At 61.1% G+C, this 15,186-nt stretch carries 13 protein-coding genes; 1 reads left to right on the top strand and 12 read right to left on the bottom strand.

Translation table 11 applies throughout. The annotated features are described in order from the left end of the window. Positions 1 to 190: 190 nt before the first annotated feature. The 8 genes from pssA to CLV97_RS14605 all read right to left on the bottom strand — a co-directional run bounded on the left by pssA (position 191) and on the right by CLV97_RS14605 (position 8,521). A complete protein-coding gene (gene pssA / locus CLV97_RS14640) occupies positions 191 to 904 on the bottom strand; it encodes a CDP-diacylglycerol--serine O-phosphatidyltransferase (RefSeq protein ID WP_106346266.1) in 714 nt (237 codons plus the stop codon). A 96-nt stretch (positions 905 to 1,000) separates the two neighbouring features. After that, positions 1,001 to 2,068, bottom strand: coding sequence for a DNA integrity scanning diadenylate cyclase DisA (disA, locus tag CLV97_RS14635; RefSeq protein WP_106346274.1), 1,068 nt, complete (start codon positions 2,066 to 2,068; stop codon positions 1,001 to 1,003). Positions 2,069 to 2,076: 8 nt separating this feature from the next. Continuing rightward, positions 2,077 to 3,456 carry a DNA repair protein RadA gene (gene radA / locus CLV97_RS14630; RefSeq protein ID WP_106346265.1) on the bottom strand — a complete coding sequence of 460 codons (1,380 nt, stop codon included), beginning with the start codon at positions 3,454 to 3,456 and terminating at the stop codon, positions 2,077 to 2,079. 342 nt (positions 3,457 to 3,798) lie between these two features. Continuing rightward, the gene (locus tag CLV97_RS14625; protein ID WP_106346264.1) at positions 3,799 to 5,106 is read right to left on the bottom strand and encodes a pyrimidine-nucleoside phosphorylase; all 1,308 of its coding nucleotides are present in this window, start codon (positions 5,104 to 5,106) and stop codon (positions 3,799 to 3,801) included. Positions 5,107 to 5,133: 27 nt separating this feature from the next. Beyond that, entirely contained in the window at positions 5,134 to 5,841 is a 708-nt protein-coding gene (gene deoD / locus CLV97_RS14620; protein ID WP_106346263.1) for a purine-nucleoside phosphorylase, read from the bottom strand. Between the two features lie 79 nt (positions 5,842 to 5,920). Beyond that, positions 5,921 to 7,102, bottom strand: coding sequence for a phosphopentomutase (deoB, locus tag CLV97_RS14615; protein WP_281257614.1), 1,182 nt, complete (start codon positions 7,100 to 7,102; stop codon positions 5,921 to 5,923). 194 nt (positions 7,103 to 7,296) lie between these two features. After that, positions 7,297 to 7,878: a protein-S-isoprenylcysteine O-methyltransferase gene (locus tag CLV97_RS14610; protein ID WP_106346262.1), complete on the bottom strand. Its 582-nt coding sequence runs from the start codon at positions 7,876 to 7,878 to the stop codon at positions 7,297 to 7,299. A gap of 256 nt (positions 7,879 to 8,134) precedes the next feature. Continuing rightward, positions 8,135 to 8,521, bottom strand: a complete 387-nt coding sequence (locus CLV97_RS14605) for a hypothetical protein (RefSeq protein WP_106346261.1) — start codon at positions 8,519 to 8,521, stop codon at positions 8,135 to 8,137. A 99-nt stretch (positions 8,522 to 8,620) separates the two neighbouring features. Between CLV97_RS14605 and CLV97_RS18250 the strand changes: the two genes are divergently transcribed. Further along, positions 8,621 to 9,211 carry a hypothetical protein gene (locus CLV97_RS18250; protein WP_106346260.1) on the top strand — a complete coding sequence of 197 codons (591 nt, stop codon included), beginning with the start codon at positions 8,621 to 8,623 and terminating at the stop codon, positions 9,209 to 9,211. Here CLV97_RS18250 and CLV97_RS14595 read toward each other — a convergent pair. The 4 genes from CLV97_RS14595 to CLV97_RS14580 form a co-directional block, all read right to left on the bottom strand. Next, complete coding sequence (locus CLV97_RS14595; protein ID WP_170070554.1) at positions 9,197 to 10,465, bottom strand: DUF4129 domain-containing protein; 1,269 nt, start codon at positions 10,463 to 10,465, stop codon at positions 9,197 to 9,199. The two genes, CLV97_RS18250 and CLV97_RS14595, sit on opposite strands and share 15 nt — an antisense overlap. Further along, positions 10,425 to 11,594, bottom strand: a complete 1,170-nt coding sequence (locus CLV97_RS14590) for a DUF58 domain-containing protein (protein ID WP_106346258.1) — start codon at positions 11,592 to 11,594, stop codon at positions 10,425 to 10,427. Before CLV97_RS14590 ends, CLV97_RS14595 begins: the two co-directional genes overlap by 41 nt. Beyond that, positions 11,591 to 12,559 (bottom strand): AAA family ATPase, encoded by a 969-nt coding sequence (locus tag CLV97_RS14585; RefSeq protein ID WP_106346257.1) that lies wholly within the window; start codon positions 12,557 to 12,559, stop codon positions 11,591 to 11,593. Before CLV97_RS14585 ends, CLV97_RS14590 begins: the two co-directional genes overlap by 4 nt. A gap of 189 nt (positions 12,560 to 12,748) precedes the next feature. Beyond that, on the bottom strand, positions 12,749 to 15,184 hold the full coding sequence (locus tag CLV97_RS14580) for an ATP-dependent Clp protease ATP-binding subunit (RefSeq protein ID WP_106346256.1): 2,436 nt from the start codon (positions 15,182 to 15,184) through the stop codon (positions 12,749 to 12,751). Positions 15,185 to 15,186: the final 2 nt, after the last annotated feature.

The following is a 15,186-nucleotide window of genomic DNA, read 5'->3' as shown; positions in this document are numbered from 1 at the left end:
AAACATCAAAAAAATGGCCTTGCTCCTCTCGAAGAGAGGAAAAGGCTTTGTGATCCGCCTAATTTACCAAATCTAATTTCCTTTATCTGTTTATTTCCCATAAACATGCAACCCCTGGCGCTTTTCTTGCGAAAAGAGCCAGGGGGTTTGTCATCAATCTCAACCCCGGGGGTCCCGGGGTTTTTGCTGTTCAGGGCTTCAATTCCTCCACCGGTTCCTCCGAATTCCTCCGACGCCGGCGGTTGACCGATTGTTTCAATCCGTAGACCGCGTAAACGGCAAGCGGGAAAAAGACAATCTTGGGGAAATGCTCCGGATACCGCGCCGCAAGCACCGCGATCAGCACGAGAACCAGCGGAACGATCCAGTACGTGCGACGGGGCATCCCCAGATTTTTAAAGTTGGGATACCTGACCCGGCTGATCATCAGATAGGACAGGAGCAACATGCCCAGGATGTGAAACAGCGGATTGGGCGTCACTTCACTGTAGAGGGCCATCGTCGCCAACACCCCGCCGGCGGCGGTGATGGGCAGGCCGATGAAAAAGCCGGGCAACCCGGGTTCCACGTTGAACCGGGCCAACCGCAACGCGCCGCAGATGGGAAAAATGGCGGTGATGATCCACCCGGCAACCCCCATATCCTGAAGGATGGCCACATACATGATCAGCGCCGGCGCGACACCGAAGGAAATCACATCGGAAAGCGAATCCAGCTCCTTCCCGAATTCGCTTTGGGCGTTGAGCATCCGCGCCACCCGTCCGTCCAGGCCATCCAGAAACATCCCGATAATCACCATAATCGCGGCATACTGCCACTGATCATGAACCGCAAAAATAATCGCGATGATCCCTAAAAATAAGTTCCCGACGGTAAACATGCTGGGAAGCGTCTTGACAAACATCAAGGGAACCCCCTCAATCTATTGAATGGACCGGGCCAGCGGGACCCCACCCCTTTCGAACAATCGGTCGTTTGTTATTTCCCCATTCTATGTTATTTATATATGCCTGTCAATAAACACTTGCTCTTGGATTCGCTTCAATCCCTCTTTGATGGTATGCGCCCGGATGTCGCCGATTCCTTCGACCTCGTCCAAATCGTCGAGGCCGGCCGTCATCAATTTTGATAGATTTTTAAATCGATCGATCAACTTTTGTATCACGGTGGAGGGAAGGCGCGGAATCTTGTTCAGGATCCGATACCCCCTGGGAGAGACGGGGTCATCCTCGATGTTGACGGTTCCCGGGTAACCCAGTGCCCGGATGATGTGTTCATGCTCCAGCAGCTCATCGGAGGACAGGCTTTTCAGCTCGTCCAACACTTCCTCCGGGGTTCGGGAATCGTCATCATAACTGTAATCCCGGATCAGGAGCTTCGCTTCCTCCTCGATGTTGGACACCAGTTCCTCCAGCTGCATGCTGATGAGCCGCCCTTCGGTTCCCAGCTCGTTGATGTAGGTTTCAATCTCTCCCTTGATGCGAAGCACCACGGCGATCCGGTGGATGACCATGGCCACATCGTTCAGGGTCACCAGTTCCTCGAACTCCAGAGCGCTCAGATTGGTGATGGACTGGTCCAGCACCGACTTGTACTTTTCCAGTATCTGGAGTGTCTGGTTGGCCTTGGCCAGAATCACGCCGATGTCCCTCAGGGTATAGCGAAACTCGCCCTGGTACAGCGTGATGACGTTGCGCCGCTGGGATATGGCCACCACCAGCTTCCCGGTCTGGCGGGCGGTGCGCTGGGCGGTGCGGTGGCGGATCCCCGTTTCCGTCGACCGGATCGACGATTCCGGGACCAGATGGACATTGGCGTACAGGATCCGTTTCCCGTCGTCGCTCAGGATGATCGCTCCGTCCATCTTGGCCAGCTCGTACAGATGGGCGGCGGAAAAGGGACAGTCGATGTGAAAACCCCCATCGGCGATCTTTCTGACCCGTTCATCGTATCCAACGATGATCAACGCTCCGGTCTTGGCCCCGAGGATGCTGTCCAGCCCCTCGCGAAAGGGGGTGCCGGGAGCCACCAGGCGCAATACCCTTTGAACGAAGACCTCCCGTTCCATTTCCTCCTTCAATCATTCGACCCTCCCAATGCCACCTCCAAGGCTTCTTCCACCGTCCCCACCCCGATGATCTTCAATCCCTCCGGCGGGATGAGGGACCGGCAATTCTTCCGCGGAACGATCGCGTTTTGAAATCCCATCTGGCGCGCTTCCGCCAGGCGCTGCTCCAGCCGGGCGACGCTCCGAACCTCTCCGGTCAATCCCACCTCGCCCACATAAACATCCCGGGGGCCGGTCGGCCGATCGCGAAAGCTGGAGGCGACGCTGACGGCCACGGCCAGATCGACGGCCGGCTCATCCAGCCGCACTCCCCCGACGACGTTGACATAGGCGTCCTGGTTCTGAAGAAACAGACCGAGGCGCTTTTCCAGGACCGCCAGGATCATGGACACCCGGTGGTGATCCAGGCCGGTGGCCATCCGCCTCGGGGTGGCCAAGCCCGTCGGTGCCACGAGGGCCTGCACCTCCACCAGGACCGGACGGCTTCCCTCCATGCTGGCGGCGACGGCCGATCCGGCCACCCCCGTCGGCCGCTCCGAGAGGAACATCTCCGACGGATTGGCCACCTCGGCAAGCCCTTCCGACTTCATTTCGAAAACGCCCATCTCGTTGGTGGAACCGAAACGGTTTTTGACCGCCCGGAGGATCCGGTAGGCGTGATGCCGGTCCCCCTCAAAGTAGAGGACACAATCCACCATGTGCTCCAGAAGGCGGGGGCCGGCAATCGCCCCCGCCTTGGTGACGTGGCCGACGATGATCACGGTGATTCCCTGTTCCTTGGCCAGTCGCATCAGGTGTCCCGTACACTCCCTCACCTGGGCGACGCTGCCGGGAGCGGAGGTGATCTCCGGGTGATAAACGGTCTGAATCGAGTCGATCACCAGCGTCTTCGGACGGACCTGTTCCACCAGGGTACCGATCGCGGAAAGATCCGTCTCGGCCACGACGAACAGGCGGTCATCCAGGGCGTTGAGGCGATCCGCCCGCATCCGCAGCTGTTCCGCCGACTCCTCTCCTGAAACGTACAGGACGGCGGAGTCGCGGGCGGCCAAAAGGTGAGACGCCTGGAGCAACAGGGTGGATTTCCCGATCCCGGGGTCCCCGCCGACCAGGATGAGGGAGCCGGGAACCAGACCGCCGCCCAGCACCCGGTTCAACTCCCGGATCCCCGTATCCATCCGATCCTCCCGGCGCCGTTCCAGCCGGGTGATGGGGGTTGCCGTCGGTTGGGACTTGCGCCGGAGCATCGCGCCGCCCGGTGTGCGGACCGCCATTTCCCTCTCCTCAACCATCGTGTTCCACGATCCGCACCCGGGACAGCGTCCCATCCACTTGGGGGAAGCATATCCGCACTCTTGACAAGCAAACGTCGTCCTCGCCTTCGCCAACGCAGCTCCCCCCGATTCCCACGGTATGCTGTCTCCATTATATAGCAAAACGCAGTTCCCACATAACGGTTCCATCAATTTCCGCGCAGGCTTTCGGGTTGTCCTGACGTACGGGATTCGGTTTCCACGGGTGGCTCTCTGGGGGAAATTTGGGGAATGGATTTCGGAAGGCGGTTTGTCGGGAGGCATTGCGGAACGGGGGGAAGCTTACCAAAAAGCATCCCCCGAAGAAAAAGTGTATCCCTCACTTCCATTCTGCCACAGGAAACCGTCCATGGCCAGCGTCTTTCATCCGCAAAACGGCCCTTGGGACCCTTGAGGTTTACTTCCTTCCGGGTTTTCTTATCCCGTCGCCGCGATCACGTCATGGATCAAGACCGGCTTTTCCGCGCGGTCCCCGATCCGTATGCCGGCACGGATCTTCTCGATGATCTCATCGACGCGCTCGCTGTTTGCATGGATGGTTGCGAGGGGCTCTCCCTTTTCCACCGAATCCCCGATCTTTTTGTGCAGCACCAGACCCACCGACAGATCGATCTCCGATTCCTTCGTGGTTCGACCGGCGCCGAGCATCATCGCCGCCATCCCGATCCGATCGGCGACGATCTCCGCAACCACCCCTTTTTCCCTCGCCGGAACCTCGATTTGATAAGCGGCCCGCGGAAGCCGGTCCGGATCGTCCGCCACGTTCGGATCGCCTCCCTGACTTGCAATCCACTCCCGAAACTTCTCCAAAGCTTTTCCGCTTCGGAGAACCTCCCTCAGCTTTTCTTCCGCCTCCTCCGCGGTTCCGGCCTTGCCTGCGAGCACCACCATCTGCCCGCCGAGGGCCAGGCACAGCTCCTCCAGATCCTTCGGCCCCCGTCCCTGAAGGGTCTCAATCGCTTCCCGCACCTCCAGGGCGTTGCCGACTGCATAGCCGAGGGGCTGGCTCATATCGGAGATGACGGCCGTCGTCCTCCGGCCCAGCCGGTTGCCGATGTCCACCATCGCCTCCGCCAGGGCTCGGGCGTCCTCCAGCGTCTTCATGAAGGCGCCGGAACCCGTCTTCACGTCCAGCACGATCGCATCGGAGCCGCCGGCGATCTTCTTGCTCATCACCGAGCTCGCGATGAGCGGGATGGAATCCACCGTCGCCGTCACATCGCGCAGGGCGTACAATTTCTTGTCCGCGGGCGTCAGGTCGGCCGTCTGGCCGATGACGGCGATTTTATGCCGGTTCACCTTATCAATGAACTCTTCTCTGGTAAATTCCACGGTAAAGCCTTCGATCGACTCCAGCTTGTCGATCGTGCCGCCGGTATGCCCCAGACCCCTCCCGGACATTTTGGCCACCGGGATGTCCAGGGAGGCCACCAGGGGAGCCAAGACGAGAGTGGTCGTGTCCCCCACGCCTCCCGTGGAGTGTTTGTCCACCTTGATCCCTTCGATGGCCGACAGATCGACCTGTTCGCCGGAACGGACCATGGCCATGGTCAGATCGGCCCGCTCCCGTTCGGTCATGTCCCGGAAGTAGATGGCCATCGCCAGGGCGCTGACTTGGTAATCGGGAATTTCCCCCTTCGTATACCCTTCAATGATGAACCGGATCTCTTCCGCACTCAATTCCCCGCCGTCGCGTTTTTTCGCAATGAGATCCACCATTCTCATCGTCGATGCGCTCCCTTTCCCGCGATTTTACAGCGTGATGACGGTCTCCAGGGCCACTTCGATCATGTCGTTGAAGGTGGTCTGCCGCTCCGCCGCCGTGGTTTCCTCACCGGTCAACAGATGATCGCTGACCGTCAGGATCGTGAGCGCCTCCACGCCGTGTTTCGCCGCAAGGGTGTAAAGGGCGGTCGTCTCCATCTCCACCGCGAGCACGCCGTGATCCATGAACTTCTGCACGATCGATTGATCGTCGCGGTAAAACAGATCGGAGGTGAAGATGTTGCCCACGTGAACCCTCAGTCCCCTGGACGTCGCCTGTTCATAGGCGGCCTTCAGCAGCGAAAAGCTGGCGATGGGCGAAAAATCCCACCCGCCGAAGGCGTTCCGGTTCATGCCGGAATCGGTGCAGGCGGCCTGGGCCAGGATCAGATCCCTCACCTGCACATGGCGCTGCATGGCGCCGCAGGTTCCGACCCGGATGAGGCGCTTCGCCCCGTATTCCCGGATCAATTCATTGGCGTAGATCGCGATGGAGGGGACGCCCATCCCCGACCCCTGGACCGAGACGCGCTTTCCCTTGTATTTCCCCGTAAAGCCGAGCATGCCCCGAACCTCGTTGTAACAGGAGACATCCTCCAGGAAATGCTCCGCGATGTGCTTCGCCCGGAGGGGGTCGCCCGGCATCAGGACCGTCTCCGCAATCTCCCCCGGTTTGGCTCCGATATGTACGCTCATGAACGTTCATCTCCTTCAATGGGAATTGATGCCGGAACGGAGCGCGCCCGAAGGCGCGCTCCGCACCGACCGGCGATTTTCACTTTAGATCCTTTAGGAAGCTGGTGCCGTTCTCCGGCAGGGGGACGCCGAAATTGTCCGCGATGGTCGCCCCGACGTCGGCAAAGGTTTGGCGGAGCGGCAATTCCTTCCCTCCCGACAAAAACCGCGGAGAATAAACGAGGAGGGGCACCCGTTCCCGGGTGTGATCCGTCCCCCTGAAGGTCGGGTCGTTTCCGTGGTCCGCCGTGATGATCAAAAGGTCCTTCTCCGCCATCTTGTCCAGCACTTCCGGAAGGCGCCGGTCAAACTCCTCCAGAGCCCGGGCATACCCCTGCGGATCCCGCCGGTGGCCGTACTTTGAATCGAAATCGACGAGATTGATGAAGCTGAGCCCGGTGAAGGGTTCATCAAAGGTGGCGACAAACTTGTCCATGCCGTCCATGTTGGATTCGGTGCGAATCGTCCGGGTAATCCCCTCGCCGTCATAGATATCGGTGATCTTTCCCAGGGCGATGACGTCCAAGCCGTGGTCCTTCAACTCGTTCATCGTCGTCCGGCCGAAGGGTTTCAAGGCAAAATCGCGCCGGTTGGCCGTCCGGGTGAACCGGCCCGCCTGCTCCCCGACGAAGGGGCGGGCGATGATCCTTCCGATCCGATAGGGATCATCCCGGGTGATCTCCCGGCAAAATTCGCAGATCCCGTACAGTTCCTCGAGGGGGATCACCTCCTCATGGGCGGCGATCTGCAACACCGAATCGGCGGACGTATACACGATCAGCGCTCCGGTCCTCATATGCTCCTCGCCGAGCTCCTGGATGATCTGCGTACCGCTGGCCGGCTTGTTGCCGATCACTTTCCGGCCCGTTTCGGCTTCGATTCGCCGGATCAGTTCATCGGGAAACCCCTCCGGAAAGACGCGGAAGGGTTGATCGATATACAGCCCCATGATCTCCCAATGTCCCGTCATCGTGTCCTTGCTGCGGGAGGCTTCCTGCATTTTGCCGTAATAGGCCATGGGCCGCTCCGCCGCCGGAATTCCCGGAATCGGGCGGATGTTGGACAGCCCGAGCTTCGCCATGTTGGGCATGCGGAGCCCGCCGCACACCCGGGCGATGTTGCCGAGGGTGTCCGCCCCCGCGTCATCGAAATCCGCCGCATCCGGCGCTTCCCCGATGCCCACCGAGTCCATCACGATCAGGTGAATCCGTTCAAAGCTCACGACTCATCCCCTTCTCTCCTTTAGTGCGGTTTTCGCGCTGTCCCCTATCAGTTTCTGTTACTCCCACAGTCATAAATACCACAGTCCGCCTTCAAATCAAAGCGGTCGGCGGCGAAAATCGTGAATTTCCGTTGAAGGGGCGGAGGGCGCGCGCACCCGGATCGCCCCCGGGATGCAACGCAAAGCGATCCTGCTCAGCTCCGCCGCCACCGCGGAAAGATGCGCCCCGTTCGCTGCCTGTACGCCTGATACGCCTCCCCGAACTGATCGAGCATCATCTGCTCCTCCCGGGAAACGCGAAGAAAATACAGGATCAAGAGGGACAGGAAGGGGGACCAACCCGCGATCCAGTTATGCAGGATCAGTCCCTGGACGGCTCCCCACAACATGCCGGCGGCATACATCGGATGCCTCACATATTGGTACACACCATGGGTGATCAATTCATGCTCTTCCCTCAATTCGAGAGTGGGGGACCAGTTTCTCCCCAAATCCGCATGGGAGCGCCAAAAGAACCAAAGGGCCGCCGCGGAGACCCCGATGCCCAGCCATGTCGTCCAGGACGGCAGCCGGTAATCGGCGAAGTCGAGGAGCGAAGTGAAGGCATAAATCAGCGGGATGAAGACGATCCCGACGGCCATCTGCGCCAGCAGAAACTTCTCCAGTGCCGTTTTGCGGGCGACCACAATCCGGTTTGACTTCACCCGTCTCTCGTAGGGCCGGCGAATCATCTGCATCACGATCAATCCCAGAAAATACGCGGCGATCTGAAACATCTCGGCGTTCCTCCCCATTTCCGGATCGGGAGACGGCAGATGAAACCCCTCCCTCAATCGCAAAAAAGATTGGCGGGCAAGGAGGGCGAAAAGCGGGAAAGCGGGGGTGAGGACAGGAAACCGCACGACTTTGCCACAAGAGCATCACTGTTTACGCCCGAAAGTCCCGAAAGCGCTTCCAAACCGCCTTGCAGATCAGGGCGCTTATCGGCTGCGAAAGGACCGCCGCCTCCGGCCGGGTCGACAGGCACACCGGTCAACGGCCGGCCTGTTCTTCTTGCCGTTTTGCAAAATCGTCAATGGCTTGAACAGCCAACTGAAAGGCCTTAATTCTCCTTTCCAGAAGGGTTTTTTGCGGGCTGCCTTCCTTGGATTTCGCATAAATCCTCTTAATCGAAGGGAGCAAACCCGCCAGGACATGACGGGCTTCCGCCAGCTCTTCCTGTGTGTAAGGATGCGGCTCTTGATACCAGGTGCTTTTCAACATGGAAAGGCCGATGCGAAAGGCCTTGAGCCTTTTCCTTATCAAGGCGGTGTTTGCGCCTTTTTCAGCCATCTGATCCAAGGCGTTTTCGCTCTTGCGGATGGTTGATTGAAAGGATTGGATGGATTCGGATTTCACGCTGTCGGATACATTCTCCATTGTTTGGGCGCTCCTTCTCTGTTAATGCCCACGGCAATGCGAATCCCCGGTCATATCACGTTTCACGGAAAGGTTTATGAAAGAGGTTGAGCAACAGGGATGATTTTATGTTTTTTTGAATGGGTGGCAAGGGTTTTTCCTCATTTTATCGACCCGGAGGTGTCCGGATATAAGCGTCCTGTTTCTCAAAATCCCGCTCCACCGATGTGCGACCATTATCTGCCGAAACTCCTGGCCGCGATCCGTTCGGTGGAGAAGGAGGAACTGTGGCTTCGTGAAGGGGAAAACTTAAACAGCATCGGCGGAATCGCGCTGCACCTCTGCGAACACGTCCGGCGAAACGCCCTGTATCTGGGGGAAGGAGACGCCTCCATTTCCCGGGGAATCGAAGAGCATTTTCCGCACCTCCCCCTGTCCCCGGAGGAACTGGCCGCCCGGGCGGAACAAGCCTTCGGCGAGTGGCGGCGGGCGATGGAAGCCCGCCTCTGCAAGACCGGTTCCGGATGCCACCCGGAAAAGGGCGAATCCGGAAGACGAGATGCACCGGGTCTATCACCCGGTGGAGCATACCGGCGATCACCTGGGACAGATCGTCGACCGGGCGAGGCACCTCGCCGGCCGCTCCTTCGGGTTCGCTCAGGAAGGACCGAACGAGCGGCAGCTGCGGGAGAGGATTCAATCGGCGCTTGATCCTTCCCTTCGCGATTCCTGAAGGGTGACGGCCTCCCGATACAGCCGCTCCGCCTCCCGGCGGTCTCCCGCAAAGGAACGGCCCCCGTACCGCTCCTCCACGTACCGGGCCGTCAGCTCCTCCATCGGCTCCCGCAGGGCGGGGTGAGCCGCGGCCATGCGCCGGACGTATTCCCTCGGGGTTTCATCGGGATGGCGGGGATATCCGGCCCGCTTCATCCGAAGGAGAAACCGGCGATAAAGCCGGCGCATCCACGTGTCGGTGGAGGAATAGGCAACCCCGGCGGCTTGCGGTTCCGCCTTCCGGCCCGCGGGGATAAACTCCCGGATCTCCCGGTGGGAACGGCTTCTCTCCCCCGACGGCACCTCCCTCTGAAGCCGCCGGAAGAAGAAGACAAACACCGCGGCCATCACCGCTCCCAGGAACAGCGGCCCCAGCCAATCCCAACCCTCTGGCGGGACCGCTGCCGCCTCGGAGGCATCGAAAAGGAGGGGACTGGTCTCCTGCCCTTCAGACATGGACGGGAGTTCCAACTTCCGCGAGCCCTTCGAAAGGAACGCCACCAGATGCTGGACCATCCACCCGGCTCCGTACAGCAGAGGAGACAGCAGCAGGATCAGCCCGCGGACGACCAACGAATAAAGGAAGGGACCGAAAAACGTCAGGCTCCATCCGGCCGTCAGGAAAAGGCAGATTCCCAGCCACTCCATCCCGCCGAAGCCGGCTCCCCCCATCTGCCGGGTTCCTCTCCACAGGGCCGCCATCCGCAACCCGGCCCAGGTGAACAGAAGGGGAAGCGCTTCCCCGTCCCAACCGTCGCGCACGGAATAGACGGAAACAAACAGGGAGACCGCGAGCAGAAGCAGTCCGTCCCGGCGGGTTTCATCGATCAGATCATCCCTGAAAAAGGCGGGGTCCCGCACCATTCCCCTCCACATCCGCTGAACCAGCCACATTCCCAGAACGACGAAGCAGATCAAAAAGGCGGAGGAGGGCTGAGAGGTCCCCTTCCATCCGGCCCACGCCCCCAGCACCACCGCTCCCGCCGCGGCCGGATATGCCGCCTTGGGACGGGTGAGGATCTCCGGGGCGAACAGGGCGGACCCCAAGGCCAGGAGCAGGGCGATCCCCGAAAAGTAAAGGGCCGCTTCCCTGCCGACGGATAAAGCTCCCGACAGCACCAGGAAAAGGAGGGAGACAAAGAGGGCCTGGCTAAGCAGGGTCACGGCCCTCCCGGCATCCATCCGCTTCATGCCGGCCCCTCCTCTCTGACCAACAGGTGACGGTGACGAGAGGGAGGGAGGCGGCGGAATCAAGCCCTTCCACCTTCTCATCGGGCTCCCTGAAGCAGACGAGGATCAAATCGTGTCCCCGCCTCCGGAGCTCCTCCGCGGCGGAGGTGAGATTTTCATCCCAATATCCCGTCATGACGACAAAAAAAGACGGGTTTGAGACCTCCTCGCGGATCCGGCGCAACAGATCGGCCAAAGGCTCCTGGGCCTGGGGAAGCAGGCGCCCCAAGGCGGTCTCCACCGCCTCCAGGTGTTCCGGGGACCTTCCGGGCGGAATGGAAAAGCTGCGGCGGCCCCGCCAAGAACCGTTGGAATAAAGGCCGTATTCCAACCCCAGCTCTTCCGACCGGCGAAACAGCGCGGCGGCCAGCCGGCACTGTGCGTCCACCCGCCGCGGAGAGGAACCCAGCCAATGCGGCTCAAACAGCTGATGGTTCAACACCCCGTACAGCACCGTCCGGGAGCTTGTCTCGAACTGCTTGACCAACCATTTCCCGGTCCGGGCCGATGCCGCCCAATGGATGTGCCTGTAGGGATCGCCCGGCCGGAACTGACGTACTCCCCAGAGACGGGACGGATCCTCCTGGTACCAGCGGCGGACGGCCACTTCCCCGATCCATTCCCGGAACCGGAAAGGAATCGCGTCTCTTTCCATCGGTTTGGGTCGGACCAAAATGCGACACCCGGATTCCAGCCTCTCCATCCGCTCTTCCCACCCCAGCCCGTCACTGTAGCGGATTTCCGCCGTCGGCAGGATCTGCAGGCCCCTTCTGACGCACCGCAGGCGATGGATCCGCTGCACCCGCTGACGGGGAAGGAGATAGGTAGCGTAGCGAAGAAGATGGGACCCGCCGCCTTCCTCCAAAAGAACCGTGCCCTCCGGCAGGGGCTGTGACAGCTGAAGCCACGGAACAGGAAGCCAGGCGGTATTTTCCAGGATCGTCCGCAGCTCGATCTCCTCCCCTTCCCGCGGGCGCCCTTCGGAAATCGTGACGGAATACCGGATCTTCCCCCCGACGATCCGCCCCCAGAGGCGGGTGTAGCCCCATACGCCCCCCAGGAGGAGAATCAACACCCCCACGACCTTCACTTTTCGATCGCCGATGGTTCCGCATCGTCCTCCACCGGCACGGGAACTTCCTTCAAAACATCCAACACCACCGACTCCGGGGTCACCCGTTCCATCCGGAGATCGGAGGCGAGAACCAGGCGGTGGGCCAGCACCCGGGGAGCCAGGTATTTGACATCGTCCGGAATCACGTACTCCCTGCCGCGGATTCCCGCGAGGGCCCGAACCGCCGTCCCCAGCGCAGCCGCCGCCCGCGGGGAAGCCCCCAGCACCACGCCGTCGCGGTCGCGGGTCCGGCGCACCACTTCCAGCAGGTAGGTCTCCACGTCCTCGGACAGGCGGATTCGGCGCGCCTCCTCTCGGAGGGCGAGCACATCCTCGGGTCCGATCACCGGCCGGACCTCATCCCTTCCATTCCCTACGCCGGTCATGCGGAGGATCCTCCGCTCTTCCTCCAGTCCGGGATATCCGAGGGACACCTTCATCAAAAAGCGGTCCAGCTGGGCCTCCGGCAGGGGAAAGGTCCCCTGGGATTCCACGGGATTCTGGGTCGCCATCAGAAAAAAGGGCCGGTCCAACGGGCGGGGCTCCCCGTCCACGGTCACCTGCCCCTCGGCCATCGCCTCCAGAAAAGCCGACTGGGTCCGGGGAACGGCCCGGTTCACCTCGTCCGCCAACACGATCTGACTGAAGAGGGGACCTTCGCGAAAGCGGAACTGGCCGGTGGAAGGATTGTACACCACCGTCCCTGTCACATCGGAAGGGAGCAGGTCGGGCGTGCACTGAATCCGCTTGAAACGGCAGCCGACGCAGGCGGCAAGGGTTTTGACCAGGGTGGTCTTTCCCACCCCCGGCACATCTTCCAACAGGACGTGGCCGCCGGAAAAGAGCCCGACGAGCAGGAGCTCCAGAGCCTCCTCCTGTCCCACCACCGCTTTCTCCGTCTCTTCCCGGATCTTCTCGAAAGCATCATGCAACGTCGTCATCATGATCCTCCTTGTTCGGAGACGAGTAATCACCCAATTGAATGATTTTCTAGATGTCGGAAAAATTCCTTCATCCCGTGAAGGAGATTCCTTTCAGAAAATGCGATCCTTAGGGCGTTGAAACCTGGTTGCGCCTCCGACAAAATAAAAGGCCCTCCCCCCGCCCGGCGGCGGAAGGAGGGATTTTTCTCATTGACGCGAAGGGCTGAGCTCGCTCCCCTCGACGACCAGTTTTCCGTCCTTCACGTCGATGCGCACGGTGTCGCCCCGCTTGATCGTTCCGCGGAGCAGCTCCTCCGAGAGGCGGTCTTCGATGTGCTTCTGGATCACCCGGCGCAGGGGACGGGCTCCGTAGGTGGGATCGTAGCCCTCCTTGGCCAGGTGTTTCTTGGCCTCGTCGGTGAGGACGAAATCGATGTCCTGCTCCTTCAGACGCTTCCGCAGTTCCTCGGCCATCAGAGTGACGATCTCCCGCAGGTGGACCTCCTCCAGGGAGTGGAAGACGATCACGTCGTCGATCCGGTTGAGGAATTCCGGGCGGAAGGTCCGCTTCAACTCCTGCATCACGTTTTCCTTCATCGCTTCATACCCGGTATCCTCCCCGGCGGTGAAGCCCAGTCGGGTGTTCTTGCGGATCATGTCCGCCCCGACGTTGGAGGTCATGATGATCACCGTGTTGCGGAAATCGACGGTGCGCCCCTTCCCGTCGGTGAGGCGGCCGTCCTCCAACACCTGCAGCAGCACGTTGAACACTTCGGGGTGAGCTTTTTCCACCTCGTCGAAGAGAACCACCGAATAGGGCTTGCGCCGCACCTTTTCGGTCAGCTGTCCTCCTTCGTCATAGCCCACGTATCCCGGCGGCGCTCCCACCAGCCGCGCGGTGGAATGCTTCTCCATATATTCGGACATGTCGATGCGGATCATCGCGTCTTCGTCGCCGAACAGCGCTTCCGCCAGGGCGCGGGCCAGCTCCGTTTTCCCGACCCCCGTCGGACCGAGGAAGATGAAGGAACCGATGGGCCGCTTGGGATCCTTCAGCCCGGCCCGGGCCCGGCGAATCGCCCGGGACACGGCCTTGACGGCCTCTTCCTGGCCGATCACCCGCTCATGCAGGATCTCCTCCATCTTCAGAAGGCGCTCCGATTCTTCCTCCGCCATCTTGCTCACGGGAATCCCCGTCCAGCTGGCCACCACTTCGGCGATATCCTCCGCCGTCACTTCCGAATCGGTTTTTCCCTGATCCTCTTTCCAGCGGTTGCGGGTGGCCTCCAGCTCCTCACGCAGTTTTTGCTCCCTGTCGCGGAGGGAAGCCGCCTTTTCGAACTCCTGGCTCTGCACCGCGGCATCCTTTTCCTTCTTGACGGCCTCCAGCTTTTGCTCCAGTTCCTTCAGCTCCGGGGGAACGGTGTAGGAGCGAAGGCGCACTTTGGAAGCGGCTTCGTCAATCAGGTCGATCGCCTTATCGGGGAGATAGCGGTCCGTGATGTACCGGTCCGAGAGCCGGACCGCCTGGGTGATCGCCTCGTCGGTGATCTTCACCCGGTGGTGCGCCTCATAGCGGTCCCGGAGCCCCTCCAGGATGAGGATCGCCTCCTCGGGGGAGGGCTCGTCGACGACGATCGGCTGGAACCGGCGCTCCAGGGCGGCATCTTTCTCGATGTATTTCCGGTATTCATCCAGGGTGGTGGCTCCCACGCACTGCAGTTCGCCCCGGGCCAGAGCCGGCTTCAGGATGTTGGAGGCGTCGATGGCCCCCTCGGCTCCTCCGGCGCCGATCAGGGTGTGCAGCTCGTCGATGAACAGGATGATGTTGCCCGCCTGGCGGATCTCATCCATGATCTTTTTCAGGCGGTCCTCAAATTCCCCGCGGTACTTGGTCCCGGCCACCACGGTCCCCATGTCGAGGGTCATCACCCGTTTGCCCCGGAGGGTTTCCGGGATCTCCCCGTCGACGATCCGCTGGGCCAGGCCTTCGGCGATGGCCGTCTTCCCGACCCCCGGCTCCCCGATCAGGACGGGATTGTTTTTGGTCCGGCGGGACAGGACCTGGATCACCCGCTCGATCTCTTTGCTCCGCCCGATCACCGGGTCCAGCTTTCCTTCCCGGGCCGCCGCCGTCAAATCCCGCGCGAGGCTGTCCAGGGTAGGGGTGTTGGCGGCGCTGCTGCCCTGATGGGAAGAGACCGTCTCGCTGCTGCCCAAAAGCTGCAGCACCTGCTGCCGCGCCTTGTTGAGGCTGACGCCCAGGTTGTTCAGGACCCGGGCCGCCACCCCTTCCCCTTCCCGGATCAGGCCGAGCAGGATGTGTTCGGTGCCCACGTACGTATGACCCAGCTTGCGCGCCTCATCCATCGACAGTTCGATCACTTTCTTGGCCCGGGGGGTGTAGGCGATGTTGATGGGCTGCCCCTGGCCGCGGCCGATCAGGGATTCCACTTCCTTCTGGATCTTCTCCAGGCCCAATCCCAATCCGATCAGGGCCTTGGCCGCAATGCCCTCTCCCTCCCGGACCAGCCCGAGCAGAATATGTTCCGTTCCGATGTTGCTGTGTCCCAACCGGACCGCTTCCTCCTGGGCCAGGGCCAGCACCTTATGCGCCCGCTCGGTAAACCGGCCAAACATCATCG

It is taken from the genome of Planifilum fimeticola (assembly GCF_003001905.1).
GTDB classification, from domain to species: Bacteria; Bacillota; Bacilli; order Thermoactinomycetales; family DSM-44946; genus Planifilum; species Planifilum fimeticola.
The sequence above is the reverse complement of the archived record's forward strand: the minus strand, read 5'-3'. Positions and strand labels throughout refer to the sequence as shown.